This window comes from Bacteroides sp. 11BF (assembly GCF_019633765.1).
In the GTDB taxonomy this organism is placed as follows: domain Bacteria; phylum Bacteroidota; class Bacteroidia; order Bacteroidales; family Bacteroidaceae; genus Bacteroides; species Bacteroides hominis.
Genome location: NZ_JAFKPJ010000010.1, coordinates 1 through 19,721, shown reverse-complemented (window position 1 = coordinate 19,721; position 19,721 = coordinate 1). Strand labels below are relative to the sequence as shown.

Here is a 19,721-nt window from a genome sequence, read left to right as displayed (position 1 = left end):
ATATGTCACAAGAGATAGAACGTAAGTTTCTCGTTAAAGGAAACTATAAATCACAGGCTTTTGCGCAGAGTCGCATTGTTCAGGGCTATATCAGCAGTGCCCGTGGAAGAACGGTCCGGGTACGTATCCGCGATGGGAAAGGTTACCTGACTATTAAAGGAGCCTCCGATACCTCAGGGTTGAGCCGCTATGAGTGGGAGAAAGAACTGCCGCTTATTGAGGCAGAGGAACTGATGAAACTTTGTGAACCGGGAGTGATCGATAAAACCCGATACCTGGTTCGTAGCGGGGAACACGTATTCGAAATAGATGAATTCTACGGTGAGAATGAAGGACTTGTAGTAGCTGAGGTTGAATTGGGGGCAGAGGATGAAATGTTTGTAAAACCTGACTTTATCGGGGAAGAGGTAACTGGGGATGTTCGCTACTATAATTCCCAGTTAATGAAAAAACCGTATACTACCTGGCCGTAGCTAACAAATAATCCGTATATTTGTTTCTTTAGTTACGGGCTCAAGAATAAAGATATATGGAACAACTGTACAACTACTTGCCGGAAAAGCTGGTGACCTTTATTCTGGTCACCTTGTTTTCACTTTTAATAGGACTCTCGCAACGCAAGATCAGTCTGAAGCGTGAAGGAGAAACCACTCTTTTCGGTACGGACCGCACCTTTACGTTTATTGGAATGTTAGGGTACCTTTTGTATATCCTCGATCCGGAAGAGATGCGGCTCTTTATGGGAGGCGGGTTGATACTCGGTATGCTTCTGGGATTGAACTATTATGTAAAACAAACCCAGTTTCACGTATTCGGGGTGACGACCATCATCATTGCGCTGATCACTTATTGCATTGCTCCTATTGTTTCTACACAGCCTTCCTGGTTTTATGTCATGGTGATTGTAACCGTTTTATTGTTCACTGAATTGAAGCATACCTTTACGGAGATTGCACAGCGAATGAAAAACGATGAAATGATCACACTTGCCAAATTTTTGGCTATCAGTGGAATTATTCTCCCCATGCTACCCAATGAAAATATCATTCCGGATATCAATCTGACCCCCTATACCATTTGGCTGGCTACAGTAGTTGTCTCGGGCATTTCTTACCTTTCTTATCTGTTGAAGCGATATGTCTTTCGTGAATCGGGAGTATTGGTTTCCGGTATCATCGGTGGATTGTATAGCAGTACGGCCACTATTTCAGTATTGGCGCGTAAAAGCAGGAATATCCACTCGCAGGAAGCACCCGAATACGTTGCTGCCATGCTGTTGGCTGTGAGTATGATGTTTCTGCGTTTTATGATTTTAATTCTTATTTTCAGTTCCACCATCTTTGCCTCTATCTATCCTTATCTTTTGATTATGGCTGCTGTTGCAGCCGGTGTTGCCTGGTTTATCCACTGCCGGCGGAAACGGACGCCTGATGCTGATCTTGTGGAAGAAGAGGATGACAGCAGTAACCCTTTGGAGTTCAAAGTAGCACTGATTTTTGCCGGACTATTCGTTATCTTTACTGTGTTGACACATTACACATTGATTTATGCCGGTACCGGAGGATTGAACTTATTATCGTTTGTGTCCGGATTCAGTGATATCACTCCTTTCATCCTGAACTTATTGCAGGGAACCGGGAGTGTGGCGGCCACTGTTGTGATGGCTTGTACCATGCAAGCCATTATCAGCAATATTGTGGTGAATATGTGTTATGCACTTTTCTTTTCGGGTAAACAGAGTAAGTTGCGCTCATGGATATTAGGCGGTTTCGGCTGTGTGATTGCGGCAAATGTTGTCGTACTTTTTTTCTTTTATCTGATTTAATGTGCGTTATCGAACAACTTCTGATAAAAAAGAATAAAAATCGCCCTATTTCACCTTTCTTAACTCCGAGGGTTTCGTAAACGAATATAAAGTCGATATTTTCGTTGCCAATCCGTAACAAATACTATGATTTTGCGTCTGATAGACTATAAACTAAAACATAACTTCACATGAGAAACAAACTACTACTATTATTGCTGTTGATGTTTATAACATCCGGCATGATGTATGCTCAACAGCAGAAACCTCAGCAAACCCAGCAACGTACAGCAGCTCCATCTTATACATTGAAAGGCGTGCTTCTTGACTCGCTGACGCAAGAGGGAGAACCTTATGCTACGATCAAAATCGTGAAAAAGAGTGCTCCCCAAAAAGCCTTGAAAATGGCCGTAACTGACTTGAATGGTAAATTCCAGGAAAAATTGACTGTCGCTCCCGGAAACTATGTCGCTACTTTTTCATCTGTAGGTAAAGTGACATTGGTGAAAGACTTCACCGTAAAGGCAGGAGATAAAGTAATTGACCTCGGACAATTGAATATGGCTGAGGCTACTAACGAACTGAAGGGCATAGAGATCGTTGCCCAGAAACCATTGGTAAAGGTGGATGTGGACAAGATTGAATATAACATTGAGGACGACCCGGACTCAAAGACCAACACAGTGATGGAAATGCTTCGTAAAGTCCCGTTGGTTACAGTGGACGGTGAAGACAACATTAAGGTGAATGGCAGCAGCAGTTTTAAAATCCATGTAAACGGTAAGCCGAATAACATGATGAGCAATAATCCGAAAGATGTGCTCAAAAGTATGCCTGCTAATACAATTAAGCATATCGAGGTAATCACTTCTCCGGGAGCTAAATATGATGCAGAAGGTGTAGGCGGTATCCTGAATATCGTTACTGTAGGCGGTGGCTTTGAAGGGTATACCGCTACTTTCCGTGCCAGTGGCAGTAACCGTGGTGCCGGTGCGGGCGGATATGCCACTATTAAGTCGGGTAAACTGACTCTGACCGGTAACTATAACTACAATTATAATACAACTCCGAAGAGCTACTCAAATAGTTTCCGTGAAAACTTTGACTCGGAAGATCAGAAATATCTGGAATCAAACAGTACTTCCGATTATGACGGTAGTTTCCAGTACGGTAATCTGGAAGCCAGTTACGAAATTGATACATTACGCCTGCTGACTGCTTCTTTCGGTATGTATGGAGGTAGTAATGATAATAACAGTGACGGACTGACTACGATGTGGAATGCAAACAGAGATGTGTTGGCTTATCAATATGGCTCTCTGAGTGATGGAAGCGGTTCGTGGTATTCGATGCGGGGTAATGTCGACTACCAGCGTACGTCTAAAAAGAATAAGGACCGTATGATTACTCTTTCCTACAAGATCAGTACTCAACCCCAGAATTCGGATTACTACACTAAGTATAGAGATATAAAGGATCCTTTTGAATTGGAAATTATTGAGAAGTTCCTATTAAACAACTCTCACTCGGATGGAAAAACGAATACTACTGAACATACCTTCCAGGTGGACTACACCACCCCTATCGGAAAGTTACATACGATAGAAGTAGGTGGCAAATATATTATCCGTAATAATTTAAGTGATAATAAGTTGTTCGAAGCTAAAGGGGCAACCGACGATTATGAATACAACAACGACCGTAGCAGTAAGTACAAGCATATGAACGACATTCTTGCTGCTTATTTAGGATACACTCTTCGTTATAAGGGCTTCTCTTTTAAACCGGGAGTACGTTATGAATATACCGCTCAGGATGTAAAATATTTGGCTGGAGCTATCGGTCCGGAAGCAGATTTCAGCACCAACTATAATGATTTTGTTCCATCTGTTACGATGGGTATTAAGATTGGTAAGACACAGAACTTGCGTGGTGGTTACAACATGCGTATCTGGCGTCCGGGTATCTGGAACTTGAATCCTTATTTTGACGACCGTAACCCGATGTTTATCAGCCAGGGTAATTCGAATCTGGAAAGTGAAAAGAGCCACTCGTTCAATCTGAGCTATAGTATGTTCAGTATGAAGTTCAATGTGAATGTTTCTTTGCGTCACTCATTTGGAAACAATGGTATTGAGCGGGTGAGCCGTCTGATCGGTAAAGGCGGTGAGGACTTCCCCGGAGGACATCATGCTCCCGAAGGTGCATTGTACAGCACGTACGAAAATATCGGTAAGAACCGTAATACAGGTCTGAGCCTTTATGCTAACTGGAATGCTTCTCCCAATACTCGTATCTATCTGAATGGTGATGGTAGCTACGCTGATATTAAGAGTCCGGCCCAAGGATTACATAATTATGGATGGAGCGCTTCTATGTATGGCGGCATTCAGCATACTTTCCCATTGAAAATACGCGCCAGTCTGAATGCCGGAGGAAGTACTCCTTACATTAGCTTGCAGGGTAAGGGATCGGGTTACTATTACTATAGCCTGAGTGTGAACCGTTCATTCATCAAAGATCGTTTTACGGTAAGTGCTTATGTAAGCAATATCTTCGAGAAATATCGTTCATTCAACAACACTACTATCGGTGAAAACTTCTTGTCTAAGAATAGCAGCCGCTATCCGAGCCGTAGCTTCGGTGTCAGCCTCAGCTATCGTATCGGTGAGTTGAAAGCCAGCGTGAAGAAAGCTGCCCGCAGTATCAATAATGATGATGTGAAAGGTGGCGGTGGCCAGGGTGGTCAAGGCGGTGCTAACTAAGAGTTAGGACTTCTTGGTAAAGATAAAAACAGAAAGGTGTAGCTATCCGCAGTGGTAGCTACACCTTTCTGTTTTTGAATGGGGATGTGTCATTATTCACCACAGAGTAACACTGAGTCCCATAGAGCGAACTTGATCTATTGATAACTACTGAATATTTATCTGTGTAAATCAGTGTAATCTGTGGTGAATACGAGTTTCGGTACACCCCATTTCGTCCGGTTGCCGGTTTATAATGAATGATCTGCCGGCACCTCTTTCCCCGACCAGGCTTTCAAGTTGGTCCATTCGGCGGGAGGAGCTGACCAAAAGGCATCGTCAGCAGGTAATCCCAGTGGTAAGAACCCGGTCAGACACAGATAAGTACTTCCCGTATTGATGTAGCTTTCCGACATTTTTATCTGATTACCGGAGAAACCTATCCTTAACCAGCCGTTTGCGTCAAAATTGTCGGCTGACCGGAACTGATTTTCAATGACCTTGGTCATTGCACAACGTACTTGGGCGGGAGTAATATGTTCGGGAAGCAGATGTAGTAGGGCAGCTTGCCCTAACGCATGAAATACTCCGGTACGATACACGATAGACCGTCCGATTACCGGATAAGTTCCTTCCGGTGAAATAAACCGTTCCAACTGTTCGGCATAGCGTCCCAAGCGTTTCTGCTGTACTTTCAGAAATTCAGCTCCCGGCATCCGGTGCTTTTGCATGACGATTAATATGTCAGTTAGCATGGGGTGAATCACAAAGCTGTTGTAATAATCGAGATGGAAGTCAGCCCCGTCACCGTATTGGGCATCTCCCTTATACCAAAGATCCCTGAACTTGCGTACTCCGTAGTTGAGGCGTACCGTGTCGCACTCACCGGTGAATTCTTGCAATGCAGCCTCTACGATAGAGGCAAACAGCAACCAGTTGCTTTCGTTGGGTTTAATGGCACGACTTCGTTTCAACTCTGTCACTACCCGCTTGCGGGCAGATGCAGAGAGATTACCCCATAACTGTTTGGGGGCGCGCAGCAATCCTTCTGCCAGGAATGCGGCATCTACCAAGGGCTGCGAAGGTTCTCCGAAAATCAGGTAATCGGGTGAGGAGGGGTTAACGGCATTGCTGATTCCTTTTACAGTCAGCTCGATGTATTTCTTGCGTAACTGTCCTTCCGGCGTATCGTCCGCTCCCAATTCCAGCCATGGAGCCATGCCGCAAACTGTACGTCCTACTGCTTCCAGATAAGAGAAACGTTGCCGGTCGGGGGCAAGCGATTGGTATGGCATTCTTTTCTTCAGTGTTTCGTTAGCCAGATTACTGAGTACCGGATCGGCCAGGCGGACAAGTGTCTTTACCCAGACATCCCGGTCGGCAGTTCCTGGCCGGCACTGTGCCCAAAGACAGGGGACTGCCGGCCATCCTCCGGCCAGCAATCCCCATACAATAATTAAGATGATCCGTTTCATTGAAGCGATCCGTCTTCTTTATATTCCACTACCACTACGTCCGTAAGTGGCTTTTTCCCTGGAGTAGTTACACGGATGGTATTTTCTCCTGCCTTCAGTTTGACACCTTTCCATACAACTGTGGAGTAAGTATCTGCTTTTTGTTTGCCACAACTGACACCGTTTACAAACAGTTCGGCTTCCGGGGCAGTGGTGAATGCCATGAAAGTCTGCTCCGGTTGGTAGCGAAGCCTGCATCGCTTCTCTGCCAAGTAAATCATCGGCTCCTGTTTGTTCCAGTTTGCTTTATAGAAGTAGTAGGAGTCTTTCTTCACCTTTCGGTCGAAGGTGACGAGACCTTTGTCATTGATACCCGGGCGGTCACCTTCCGTACGGTGGGCAGCGCCGAAGTCGAACATGTTCCAAACGAATGTACCCCATACGAACGGACGTTCGGCTATGATTTTCCAATTCTCCATATGATAGTAGGTCTGCCAGTTTTCAGGGTGCCACCATCCCGAAGCGGACGGTTGCCTGAGCGAGTCCTGCTGGTGGTAGACACTGGCTCCTGCCCCGTATTCACTGATGCCGATACGTATTTCGGGATATTTCTCGTGTGTACGGTCCAGAAAGGTTGCCAATGTTTTCGGAGTACTTCCATACCAACCGTCGTAACGGTTCCAGGCAATGTTATCGGTAATGAAGTTCAAATCACCGTTCTGGTTGCTGGCGGAAGTTGTCGGACGGGTAGGGTCTTCCTGTTTCGCCAGTACATTCAGTTCTTTGATATACTCTACAGGATTGTCCCCGACTTCCTTCAGTTCATTGAACAGGCCCCAGAAGCAGATAGAGGGATGATTGTAGTGCTGGCGAATCAGTTCGATGAGTTGCTGTTTGCCATTCTCACGGAAGGAAAGCTGGTTGACAAAACCTTTATCCGCATATCCTCCGGGACCGACAAACGGAATCTCAGCCCAAGTGACGATACCGTGCCGGTCCATCAAATCGTACATATAAGTTGCCTGCGGATAGTGTGCCAGGCGGATGGCGTTGACTCCCATCTCGCGCATCAGTGCCACATCTTCTTCATGATGCTGGGGACGGAGTGCGTTACCCACTTCGGCACGATCCTGATGGCGGCATACCCCATGAAGTGGTAAATGCTTGCCGTTCAGGAAGAATCCTTGAGCCGGATCGGTATGATAATAGCGTAGACCTAATGGCTGTGTTACACTGTCGATTTGTTTACCGTTCTTGTGGAGGCTGACAGTGACCTGATACATAAACGGGTCTTCACAACCATTCCAAAGACGCGGTTTTTGAATCAATAAAGGAAGCTGTTCCTGAATATCGGTCCCCTGTTTCAGCGATATGCTCCGGTTTTCTTTGCAAATCACTTTAGAGCCGTCCGTCACTTGGATCCGAAGTTCGGCCGCTCCATCGGTTGCCCGGTTGGACAGGTTCACTTTGGCATATACTTTTGCTTCTTGGGCGCTGACGGCTTCCTGAACCAGATAAACTCCCGGTGAAGCATAATCCAGAGGCGAGATGCAAGTCTCGTCGGTAATCAGCAGATGTACATCCCTGTAGATTCCCCCGTAAAAATTGAAGTCGCCTACGAGTGGCATTATGTCCAGTTGCTCACCGTTATTGGCACGTACCAGAATGGAGTTCTTTTCTCCGTATTTCACTAAGTCTGTGATTTCGAATATAAAGGCCCCGTATCCGCCCCGGTGTTCGCCAATGTGTTTACGGTTGATGAACACGTTGGCTACACTGTTCACACCTTCAAAGCGAAGAAACAGGCGCTTGCCTTTCCATTCGGGACGAACATATAGAGCTTTTTCATAGTTCCCGATACCCCGTTTGTAGTCTGTTTTGCCGGCAAGCGCATCTTGTGCATTCCAGGTGTGCGGCAGGTCTACCCTGCGGGTGTCTCCCTGTACCTGATGCGAGAAACGGAAATTCCAGTTATTGTTGAGTAGAATATCCTGACGCTGGGCGTGAAGGGAGAGAGAGAAGAGAAGTAGGAGAAGAAAGGGGCTTAAACCTTTTCCTCGGCCCCTCCGCCATAAGGAGGGAAAATAGTTACATTTCTGCTGTTTCATATGTTCTTGATTATGTATTGATTAATGATGTTATTATTGAGATCATCTGTATTTCCCTATCCGTTTTGTAATACGTCCGCTTTCTCCGGTCCGCCCGGTTCGGGAGTTTCTTGTGGGTGAATCACATCGAAATAATAGATGCCTTGTTCCTTCAGATAGTCCAGGAAGGACGGCAACCGCATGCAGAAACGGCTCCAGTCTTTTGCGCCGGGTGAAGTCCATGCCGATTCTGCCAAAGCTATCAAACGCGGGAAGGTCATGAAATCCAGTCGTTTGGCATCCGCGATCCGTTCGGTCCAGAGTGTGAACTGCATACCCAGTATCTGATCTTCGTATCCTTTAAAGAGATGACTGACCGGTTCGGGAAAAGCGTAGACATCTTGCAACGGATTGAATCCATCCCAATAGCGTCCCACTTTATGTGAGGCATCCTGTACGAAATCGCCATACAGCGGACGGCGTGGAGTCAGTACTACCTGATAGCCCTGTTCAAGCGCTTTCAGCAACTGGTACTTGCGGTCGTGACGCCACCACATTACCAGTGCTTTCGAGGGGGAGATACCGGCATCTACTATTTCGTCCCAACCGATTATCTTCTTGCCTTTGGCTGCTACCAGATCGGCGGCACGGCGGATGAAGTAATGCTCCAGTCCGGTTTCATTGACCAGCCCTTTTTCCTTTATGAAGTTCTGGATATCCGGATCTGTGAACCAGTTCTGGTTACCATAGTGCACTTCGTCACCTCCGATATGGATATAGGGAGCCGGAAAGAGAGCGGTTATTTCATCGAGCACATCGCTGATAAAACGATAAGTTTCTTCTTTGCAAGGATGGAATGTGAAATGCTTCCAGCGTCCTTCACCTCCCCCCGATACCTCCGGATAGGCACGGCAGACTGCCGTGGCATGTCCCGGCATATCGAACTCCGGAATCACCATAATCTGGCGTTCGGCTGCATAGGCCACGATCTCCCGGATGTCGTCCTGTGTATAGAACTGCGGAGCTGCTTTGGCATCATGCCAATTACCGACGGCTCCTATCTCCGTCAGCTTAGGATATTTTTTGATTTCAATGCGCCATCCAGGTTCGTCTGTCAGATGCCAGTGGAATACATTGAGATGGAGCCTCGCCATCAGGTCGAGGTATTGTTTTACTTTCTCTTTGCCGAAGAAGTGGCGGCTTTCATCGAGCATAAATCCGCGCCATGCGTAGCGTGGCGAACTGTAAATCCGGCAACAGCGGATTTTGCCCCGTCCGTGCTGTGCCAGTTGTCTGATGGCCTGGCCGGCATAAAATGCGCCTTTCTCAGAAGTGGCATCAATGAAGATAGAATCCGGCGTAATTTCCAGTTGATATGCTTCATCCGAATATGCTGTACCGATGGCAGGCAGAGACTTAGAGATAGTAGTTCGTACACACTCAGCCGAAACTTCGTCATAAGAGAATGTGCCTTTATGTGTCTCTATCGCAGAAGGAGCGGGGAATAGCTTTTGTGCTTGTAAGCCTTGAAAAGCAAATAGAGCAAGAAGAAGAAATTTTATTCTCCCTCTTGCTGTATTATGAATGAATAATGGTCTGTTGGTTCGTTTCATCCTATGTCTTTAACTTGTTAGCATTCTTTTTTACTTAAATACTTCCATTATAGGCCTTCCGATCCATACTTGTGGCTGTTTCAGTTTGAAAATGGCAGCCACGGTAGCGGCTACGTCAAACTGCATCATGCTGGCCTGAATCTCATGCCCTTTCCTGATATTTTTCCCCGAGATGATGAACGGAGTCTGCATTTCCAGCATTGTTTTTCCTCCGTGTCCTTTATTGATTCCGCCATGGTCGGATGTTACTATAAAAATCGTTTCAGCCAGCATTCCGGCTTCTTTCACCGCGTCAATCACTTTGCCGATGTATCCGTCTATTTCTTCAAGCTTCTGGTAATAAGCCGGTGTGTCATGTCCTTCCTTATGTCCTACATGATCCGGATTATCCCAAGCGATAAGTGTCAAAGCCGGCTTTTTCTCTTTAATATACTTCACGGCTGTTTCGCATAGTTCCGTAGGGTGTTTTTCGTAGTTAATCCCTTGGTTGTATTTGTTTACTGCCAGCGTATCTACCAGGTATTTGATGCCGATCCATTCGTAGAGAGTGCCAATTTCAGCTTTCGGGTCAGCTTCGCGGAGCAATTGGAATACAGTTGGAAAAATGCCATCTTTACTTAATTCTTTCGAAGGAAGATCCGGGGTGCTTGAATTCCAAGTCGTGTATCCGTGTAGCTCCGGGCCTGCTCCCATGAACATAGATGCCCAGTTCACTGCACTGGACGAAGGGAGTACAGAGCGTTTGGTCAGTGTGTAAGAACCATCATTCATTAGTTGTTTGATATGGGGGATATTAGCTTTCTCTACACTGTAGGAACCCCAGCCGTCCAACCCAATCAAAACTACATGTTTGGCTTTCCACTTGCTGCCGGCATGGCAATTGGGAACTATCGTTAATAAACAGATAATTAAACAGGCTAATTTAAACACTTGTGTTTTCATGATACTTTTTTATAATAAAATTATTTATCTAAATCTTTTCTACGCTTCAGGGCTTCAAGAAAGTAGTAGTCTGCATAGTTCAGAGGTACGTCGATTTCACTATTATGCGGAATACTGCCTACGCTATGCATCAGGATAAAATTGCCGTTAGTGCCCAATGCGGCCCGATAGTCAGGTGAGGCGAGACTATGCATGATGCGGTCTGCATATTCCCTGTAAGAAGCGGCATCGGGGACGTCATATGTGCTGATCTCGTACAGGGCAGAAGCGATGCAGGATGCGGAAGAGACGTCCCGGGGTTCATCGGGTATATTGGGTGCGTCCATGTCCCAGTAAGGTATCAGATCTTCGGGCATGTGCGGATCATTTTTCATCCTATTGAATGTTTTCAGTGCCTGATCCAGATATTTGCGGTCTTTCGTTTCACGATAGCAAATAGTGAAGCCGTAGATGGCCCATGCTTGTCCACGTGACCAAACCGATTCATCAGCATATCCTTGTGCTGTTTGTTTATGGCGTACGGAGCCGTCCGAAATATTGTAGTCCACTACGTGATAGCAACTTCCATCAGGACGGAAATGCTCGGAAAGAGTACGGTCGGCATGTGCTACGGCTACTTTATGGAAAATGGAATCACCGGACAGTTTGGTTGCTTCGAACAGAAGTTCCAGGTTCATCATGTTGTCAATGATAACCGGACATTCCCAGCCTCTTTCACTTTGCCAGCTATTACCCTTTACATCCCAGCTTTGAATGACTCCGGCATTGGGGCGGAAACGCGTACAAAGTGATTTGGCTGCCTGTACCATTACGTCTTTATATGCAGCTGTATCGGGAGCGAGCCTCAGGCCGTTACCAAAACTGCAATTAATGATGAATCCTATATCGTGATGCCAAGTCAGGTGCTCGGCCGGGCGAATGGCTTCAGTATATTTTCTGGCCAGTGGGAGGTAGCTGGTGTCACCTGTCAGTTCGTACATATACCAGATGCTACCGGGAAAAAAACCACTGCGCCAATCGGCATATCCGCAGTAATATACAGATCCATCTCTATTGAGAGTTACAGGATTGAGACATTTTCCGCTGGCCTCGATGGTGTCGATGGCCAAACCGAGTTGTGCTTTGGCAAATTCTACATTTTCTGTTATAAAAGACGGTACTGTGGGTTTGTGGTTTGAGCAAGCCACACATATCATTGCGCAGGCTGCTCCCAATAAGGGTTTTAAGTTCATGTTTTATTGTTTTTTTATGGTAAAAGAATAATTTCCTGTTTTATGAATGTTTGTTGCTGTGAGTGTAATGCGACAAATCGATTTACCCCATACATTGGATAGCCGGGGATCTGTTAATGGGATTATTTCTGTTTCTACATCGAACAGTTGTTTATCATATTCTATGACGGCTTTCTTTCCTTTTACTTCCAATTGAATTTTTCCCGGTATTTCCGTACACACCTGTCCCCATGTCATGAAATTGATTTGATTGGGCTGTTTGGCTGTCTTCAGACGGAAAGAATCTGAAATCCGTAATTGTCCTTTCTGAAGTGAATAGGAACGTATCCATGATTCCACTTCTGCTTCGGCCGGATAGGCTGTCGCTATATTGGCTGTGAATGTGTTTTTCCTCTTGTCAGCTTGTACTTGTGTTGCTTTATATGTTGCTCCGTATTTCTGGGGGACGCCATTAATCAGGGGGAGATTGTGATAATTGCTCTGCATGGTCCAAATGGTGTAGCGATCCTTGCTGAATGTCTGGCGTGTATAAGTCCCTACTCCGGCATCGATAAGAAAAGGAGTTTGGTCTATCCAGAATGAGAAGGTACCTGCGTCATTATGATTATGGCTTTCGTCGTTATATCCTCCTTTAGCGGCCAGGAAGTTTCCTTTATTGTCAGTTATATAGCAGAATTCGGTTTCCGGATACCAGGAGAATGGGGGAGTCAGATGTGCCGCTTGAGTTTCTTTTAGTTCGTTCGCAATTTTTATAGCAGCAAGCGTACGGTATATATCGCGTCCGGAAGGAAGCTTATTAGTGTTAATCATAGCAGCGAATCCTTTCATTTCGTTACTGTTTACAGCCTTGCCATACCGGAATATCAAGGGAGCGTCTCCACTGCTTTTCGCCGAGGCATCAGCGAAATTAACCACCCATCCTTTGCCCACGTATGAACGTGATATATATTCGCCCATATTCTTTATCATGGGATTATCGAAGATGGAGACAGTTCCTCCGGTAACGGCTGACAGTAATTCCAGATAATCAAACATTTTCCCGGCGGCATGTCCCCAGTAGGAGGGACCTTCCTCACATGCACCGTCGGTATGGGTATAGTTGATGAATTTATCTACCGAAACCATACTGCGGTATACTGCCTTCGCTAACATTTCTTTATCATTTTCAAGCAGCATAAAACACATTAAGGCGTTGCTGTTACACCAAGGATTCCAGTTGTTGACCATCATTCCCGGTTTATAGTCCACTGCCATCCACCAGAAGTGATCGTTATTCATGTAAGGATCCAGTATACGCTGTTGGAGCGTATGCCGTAAACGTTCGGATATGGCAGGATTGAGTTTGTCAAATTCTTGATGCATGTAATAATAGGTCCATGCGAGTAAAGAGCCCAGGTCACCTGCTGTCAGGTCTATGATGTTTTCTTTAAAATCGGGTAGTGAGCGGCGAGACTGTTGAGCATTCAAATGGGCGGCCAATGCCCAGGAAGTCATTTCGCAGGAATGATATACACCGTTGATCAGCTGATCGATAAATCGTCCTTTCCCTTCTGCGAGTTCAGCGAGTAGCAGGTCGGCTATGGCATTGTTATTGTTGGCGAAAGGAGTTTCCATGACGCTACGGTTGCCGCTGCGTTCAAATTCCATATAATCAGTAGCTTTCACAACCTGCCATTGATAATTTAACTGCTTCTCTCCGCGAAGGATACATTCATTCTTGAAAGAGCCTAAAAAAGTGTCCCATCCGGTTCGGTCGGTATAAGCAGGATAGGTGACCCATTGTTGATTTAATATAAGCACTTCCTGCAAACTGCTTACGCTGGCTTGTTTTTGAAGATAGTTCCGTTCTGTATAGCTGAGGGCTCTTACAGTACAGCATAGCAAGAGAGTGAATATTAATAATTTCTTCATCGTAATAAAATTAAGATTTTAACGTAGGCAAAGTAACAAAATTTATTGCTATTTCATCTTACTAAATGGTTCTTAATGCTATATAAATTTTCTATTTTAGTTGGATATTTGAGGGAGTCAATCCTCAAAAGAGGAAAAGTCGATAAGAGAGTTTATTTAGAACTTTCTTTTCAGATGGAATAGAGGGCGTGTGTCGAAACTCACCACAGAAGACACTGAGTAACACAGAGTGAATTTTAAGTCATTGATTATCTATGTTGATAATCTGTGATAATCCGTGTAATCTGTGGCGAAAAGAGTTTTGACACAGCCCTTTGGTTTATAAGAATCAGTAGCTTAAACGTATTTGTTTAATTCCAGCCCGAGTTCTGAGTCAGTGATTTATTCATATCAGTTTCATGTTTTGGGATTGGCCATACATAATATTGGTCTCCTCCCCATGTATAAGGATAGGTGACAGTACCCCATACATCTTTCATCCCGGCTGTACCATCAGCATTATTAAACTTACTTTCTTTCCATGTTTTCCAACGGAGTTCTTCGTAAAAGTCAACCCCTTCACCTGCTGTTTCCCAGCGGAATTCATTCTGGATGCGAATGCGCATATCTTCCTGTCCCTGGACCATAGTGGCAGTATTGCTGTTCAACAGTGCAACACCGGCACGTTGGCGTACTTTATTCAACCATTCGATGGCCTCGTCGGTTTTACCCTGCTCATTCAATGCTTCAGCCAATCCTATGACGACAGTTGCGTAGCGGATAATTGGCAGGTCAATCGGAGATTGTTCGCGATTGGTCATTTCACTTGAACCTTCGGCAACAAATTTGCGGAACAAATAGTATAAATGGCTCTGGGTGTCAGTGCGTAAGTCATAAGGATAATCGGTGTCGGCACCATAATAGGGCCAGCGTGAAGTGAAGGTGTGGTCTACGCTGTTTCCGGAACCATCATATGTAGCATATGGAGTGATGACAGTCTGGGCTAAACGAGGATCTCGGCTGTCATAAGCAGCTTTAATACGGGCCTCGTTTCCTGCCGGCAGATAGAATGCTTTTGCCTTGTCACTTAGCTTTTCCAGACGTCCGTCTACTTTTGCTTTTATTTTTTTTACCATATCGTCCAATGCCTCTTCCGTACCGTCAAAGCCGATTTCGCGATACTGTGCTTTTACTGTTGCCGGATCAGTATTACGCAAGAAGAATACTTCACGGTCTTTAATATCTAAGCTTGAGAACCCCGGAATGTATTCATCCCAGTTAAATTTACTGCCGTCTATATTTTCGTAGGTTTCTACAAAATCCACACTGGCCAACATGGTGTTCCAGCAAGAACCAAATGTAGTACGGCCGCCATAACGGAAGCTCATGGAATTTCCGTAAGTGCTGCCATTGTTATCGATACACTGCAAAGAGAAGATAGCTTCATCACTCTGTTCATTAGCTTCTTTGAAGAGTTGCTTGTAACCATCCTGAAATAATGAATGTCCCAATTCACCTACTTTGCGGAAATCTGCTTCCGCTTTACTCCATTCTTTGGCCCACAGATAGATTTTGCCACGCAGTGCATAAGCCACTGATTTGGTGACATGACCCCATTCTGCTTTACCGGCAGCGATACGGTCGGGGAAATTCGGATCATTTATTGCGTCGGTTAAATCTTGTATGCAGAAATTCCATATATTCTCTTCGCTTTCACGTGGTTTGTCTGCTTGATCAAGTTCCATAGGCGTATCATAATAAGGAACACCCCTGAAGACTGCATTCAGCTTGTAATAATAAAACGCACGCAATACTTTTGCTTCGGATAATAATTTACCTTTTACGCTTTCACTTATCGGTGCGTCGGGTAGATGTACAATGGCATCATTGGCACGATAGATACCTGCATAATGTTGTTTCCAATAGTCTGAGAATATTCCGGAACCGATAGAAGCTGTACCGGCCAGCAGTGGATAATCGTTGTCGCGACAGGTTGCACCCACGCTGAATGCCTCCATTAGATAAGCCTCTTTTGCCACATACCCTTCGCGCAGGGTGGCGTAGATAGAGGCTACTCCCATAGTACAAAAGTTTTCATTACTCCACATACTGCCCGATGATGCTTTATCATATGGCTTTGTATCCAGTAAATCTCCCTGGCAACTGCTTATAGCAATTGCTGTGGCTGTTAATATGAATAATTTATTTAATAGTTTCATAAGATTTCAAGATTTATTTAGAATGTTATATTGGCACCTATTGCAATTGTTCTAAACGGAGAATAGCCCATACCGGTAGCAGATTCCGGGTCTTGGCCTTCAAATCCGGTAATTGTCAGCAGATTTTCAGCTGAAACGTAAACACGTGCATTCTGCATAGCGATTTTTGAAACCCAGTTTTTCGGTAGAGTATAACCTAAAGACAGGTTTTTCAATTTGATGTAATCACCTTTGTATAGCCATAAAGTTGTATTTCCATGACGATTTTGTACATAGCCGTCTATATAAGCCATACGCGGATATTTCGCATTGATGTTGGTACGTGGATCATCCGGATTTTCGGGATTGTAGAAATAATGGTTTTCGGCAATCCGTTGTGCGATGGTGCTACCCCATTCTGTAGATGCGGCATTATAGCCAGTGGTTGCTCCCCAGTATATGCTGAATCCGGCAGCTCCCGCCCATACCATAGAGAGGTCGAATCCTTTCCATGCGGCAGAGGCCTGAAAACCGAAATTGTATTTGGGCTTATTGGATGTTTTTTGGAAAGTATAGTCGTTATCGTCACCATATACTCCATTATTATTGGAGTCGGCATAGATGTAATCGCCATACCAGATCTTGTTTTTGGCAACCGTCTTGCCCGGCTGAAATTCATATCCGGCTGCGATCATGTCTTTTACCCATGTCATATCTTTTTCTGTACGGATCATACCGGTCTTAGGTCCTCCTTGAGGATTTACGCTGCCATCCGCATTGTAGTAAGAGCCATTGCCATGATAAACGTTCCGTAAATAGTATTCATTCATCATGCGGCCTTCAACAATGGGGGTTGTGCCACCACTGGACACTTTACCGATATTATCTTCCCATTTACCTCCGGTCAGTTTGTTACTCGGATCTTCTACCCATGTTCTTTCATAAGAGCCGTTATAGGCATCTATATTGCTTTTGTTATATGAGAAGTTGCCGTTAATGGAGTAGCTCACCCCTCCTATGTTATCACGCCATCCCAGTGATAACTCAACTCCCTTATTGCTCACTTTGGCGAGGTTCTGACGGGGGGCAGTCATTGTTCCGAATACATAAGGAATAGTTGGGCGGTATAAGATACCGTCGGTTTTCTTCTGATACAAGTCGGCACTTATGCTCAGACGGTCCTTTAATAAATTAACATCAACACCAAAGTTGACAGAGGTGGTAGATTCCCATTTCAGTAAGCTATTGGCGATGGCACCCATATACAGTGCGGAATTTAAGGCATTTCCAAATACTGCGTTGGTGGTACTGTATACCGACATGTATTCGTAGTTACCAATTTCAGAGTTACCTAATTTACCCCAGGATGCACGGATTTTCAGGTTATCCAGCCAGGTACGGGTATTTTCCATGAAGCTTTCTTCTGAGATACGCCATGCACCTGATAAGGAAGGGAAGAATCCCCAACGATGATCTTTATGGAAGCGTGAGGATCCGTCATAACGGAAATTCGCCTCAAATAAATACCGGGAATTATATGCATAGTTCACGCGTCCGAATACAGAACGTGTGGCATAATCCTGGGTTGCACCTTTGGTACTTGTCATTTCGGTTGCTTCATCAAACTGGTTCAGTGATTCGTCGATCAAGCCTTTCTTTGCGGCATCTACAGTATAGTAATTCTTGTAGAATTCCTGATAACCCAACAATGCGGATACATCGTGTTTCTGAGCAAATGTGTGATGGTAGTTTAACAGGTTTTCCAATGTATAAGAGTAATTGGATTCATAACCGAAACTTGTGCTTAATTGAGAAGGAGGAGTGATACCATCGACAATTACCCCGTCACTGAAACGTGTCTGATAAGCGGGTACTCCCCATTGGCGGGTTTCGTAGATGTAACGGTTGTAATTGAAGTTGAAATCCCAACTTAGATCTTTAAAGAACTTGACCTTACTAAATAGGGTCGTGTTGAAACGGTTGTAGCGTTTGAAGCCATCATTCCGTGCCAGTTTATATAGTGGGTTATTGGCTGTTGCACGTTCGTCCGGACATTCCGGGTAGCCGAAACTTCCGTTCCATTCGGGATAAGTACCGGCTGTAGATTGTCGGAGGAAAGTATTGGCATTGCTAAAGTCACCCACCTCACGGTCCATTTGTGAGGCATAAGTGCGCGTACCTAAAGTCAACCATTGAGTTGGGTTGGCTTCAATATTGGCACGTACAGAGTAGGTTTTGTTGGCTGTATTGTCTACAATACCTTCATTATCCTGATAACGGGCTGACAATAAGAAACGAATTTTGTTAGATCCTCCTGAAACTGAAAGATTATGTTCGTGTATCATACCTCCTGAGTATAGCTCTTTCAGCCAGTTGGTATTTGGGTATGCGATGTAATTAGGAACACCGTTTTCGTTTACTCCATTGGGATCTTTTGATTTCTCTCTCCACAAATCGATATACTTTTGGTCAAAAAGAGTTCCGGAGCCAACATTTTCGCAAGATTCGTTCATTAATTCCATATAATCCGCATAGTTGCTCATAGTTTCTATCATGCGTGTCGGGCTGTTGAAAGAGACGCGTCCACTATAGTTTACCTGTATCTTGTCGCGATCACCGCTTTTTGTTGTGACTAAGATGACTCCGTTGGCAGCACGGGCACCATAAATAGCACAAGAAGCTGCATCTTTTAGAATAGAGATATTTTCTATGTCCTGAGGGTTAATGGCATTCAATGAACCTTCCATGCCATCGATGATAATCAAAGGTGAGGCATTATTCATTGTACCGTTACCGCGTACCCGTAGGGTTGTGTTATCCTCTCCCGGCATTGCCGAGCCTGAACTGGCTTGAAGTCCTGGACTTAGACCGGCTAATGCCGAAGATACTGTGGTAATGGGGCGTGATTTAGTTTGTTCTTCAAAATCAACGGCAGATACGGCACCTGTTAAATTTGCTTTCTTCTGTGTGCCATACCCTACCACTACTACCTCGTCGAGTGTTTTGCTGTCTTCTTCCAGTTGGATGTTGAAAGACACCTGGTTGCCACTTACTTTGACTTCTTTATTGAGATAGCCGATGTAAGAGATTTGCAGTGTTGCGTTGGACGGTACTTCGAGACTAAACTCTCCGTTCAGGTTTGTGATGACGCCAATAGTTTTATTACCTTTTACAATGACGTTAGCTCCGATAATCGGTTCTCCATTTGCATCTTTTACAATACCTTTAATCGTTCTGTGCTGTTGGGGGACTGCTGTGATCGCATCTCCGTTTTCAACTGTCTCTTGTGAAGAAACAGCCCAGGCACTACCGCTTAAAAGCATTATTAACGATGTACTTACAAGTACCCTTTTAGAAGATAAGGGTAGCAAATGTAATTTGCTTTTTCTCATAATACTTTAGATTGAGTTAATAAAAGTGTTAAATACATCGCAAAACTACGGTAACTGATCTGATCCGATGTGATACTTTTATTCTCAATAGGGGCACTAATTATTCAGAGGCTATTTGGAATCTGTCCTAATCCGTGTTTTCCATATGGTTTTATGTACAAAATTTTGTGATAAGATGCTAAATTGAATAGGAATCTTGGGCATAATTTGTTCTTTTTCATGATCCGTATACTATTAAACTTTACAAAAAGCAAATGAAAGAATCGGACTATGTCGTGAAGCAGACCTCTCTATGCTATTTTTGTTCGCAGTATAGGCACTAATTGTTCTTAACTCAGTAGAAGTTCCAGAAGAACTTTGGCGAT

11 protein-coding genes are annotated in these 19,721 nt (G+C 44.6%); 3 read left to right on the top strand and 8 right to left on the bottom strand.

Going from position 1 to position 19,721, the window contains the following annotated elements; translation table 11 throughout:
* Positions 1 to 2 precede the first annotated feature (2 nt).
* From JZY04_RS11845 to JZY04_RS11835, 3 genes are all read left to right on the top strand, one after another.
* Positions 3 to 473, top strand: coding sequence for a CYTH domain-containing protein (locus tag JZY04_RS11845; protein WP_122142573.1), 471 nt, complete (start codon positions 3 to 5; stop codon positions 471 to 473).
* A gap of 56 nt (positions 474 to 529) precedes the next feature.
* The gene (locus tag JZY04_RS11840; RefSeq protein WP_044299813.1) at positions 530 to 1,825 is read left to right on the top strand and encodes a DUF4010 domain-containing protein; all 1,296 of its coding nucleotides are present in this window, start codon (positions 530 to 532) and stop codon (positions 1,823 to 1,825) included.
* A gap of 170 nt (positions 1,826 to 1,995) precedes the next feature.
* On the top strand, positions 1,996 to 4,569 hold the full coding sequence (locus tag JZY04_RS11835) for an outer membrane beta-barrel family protein (RefSeq protein ID WP_032531070.1): 2,574 nt from the start codon (positions 1,996 to 1,998) through the stop codon (positions 4,567 to 4,569).
* A 230-nt stretch (positions 4,570 to 4,799) separates the two neighbouring features.
* Here the strand turns inward: JZY04_RS11835 and JZY04_RS11830 are convergent, their stop codons facing one another.
* From JZY04_RS11830 to JZY04_RS11795, 8 genes are all read right to left on the bottom strand, one after another.
* Positions 4,800 to 6,023, bottom strand: a complete 1,224-nt coding sequence (locus JZY04_RS11830; protein WP_032531071.1) for a DUF2264 domain-containing protein — start codon at positions 6,021 to 6,023, stop codon at positions 4,800 to 4,802.
* A complete protein-coding gene (locus tag JZY04_RS11825) occupies positions 6,020 to 8,110 on the bottom strand; it encodes a glycoside hydrolase family 2 TIM barrel-domain containing protein (protein ID WP_122142572.1) in 2,091 nt (696 codons plus the stop codon). Before JZY04_RS11825 ends, JZY04_RS11830 begins: the two co-directional genes overlap by 4 nt.
* Before the next feature lie 56 nt (positions 8,111 to 8,166).
* Positions 8,167 to 9,702: a beta-N-acetylhexosaminidase gene (locus JZY04_RS11820; RefSeq protein ID WP_122142571.1), complete on the bottom strand. Its 1,536-nt coding sequence runs from the start codon at positions 9,700 to 9,702 to the stop codon at positions 8,167 to 8,169.
* 30 nt (positions 9,703 to 9,732) lie between these two features.
* Positions 9,733 to 10,644 (bottom strand): alkaline phosphatase, encoded by a 912-nt coding sequence (locus JZY04_RS11815; protein ID WP_122142570.1) that lies wholly within the window; start codon positions 10,642 to 10,644, stop codon positions 9,733 to 9,735.
* Positions 10,645 to 10,664: 20 nt separating this feature from the next.
* Positions 10,665 to 11,876: a glycoside hydrolase family 88 protein gene (locus tag JZY04_RS11810; protein ID WP_181996387.1), complete on the bottom strand. Its 1,212-nt coding sequence runs from the start codon at positions 11,874 to 11,876 to the stop codon at positions 10,665 to 10,667.
* A 3-nt stretch (positions 11,877 to 11,879) separates the two neighbouring features.
* Positions 11,880 to 13,787, bottom strand: a complete 1,908-nt coding sequence (locus JZY04_RS11805; protein ID WP_122142569.1) for a heparinase II/III-family protein — start codon at positions 13,785 to 13,787, stop codon at positions 11,880 to 11,882.
* A 350-nt stretch (positions 13,788 to 14,137) separates the two neighbouring features.
* Positions 14,138 to 15,985, bottom strand: a complete 1,848-nt coding sequence (locus JZY04_RS11800) for a RagB/SusD family nutrient uptake outer membrane protein (protein ID WP_032531078.1) — start codon at positions 15,983 to 15,985, stop codon at positions 14,138 to 14,140.
* Positions 15,986 to 16,002: 17 nt separating this feature from the next.
* Positions 16,003 to 19,356 (bottom strand): TonB-dependent receptor, encoded by a 3,354-nt coding sequence (locus tag JZY04_RS11795; protein ID WP_122142568.1) that lies wholly within the window; start codon positions 19,354 to 19,356, stop codon positions 16,003 to 16,005.
* Positions 19,357 to 19,721: the final 365 nt, after the last annotated feature.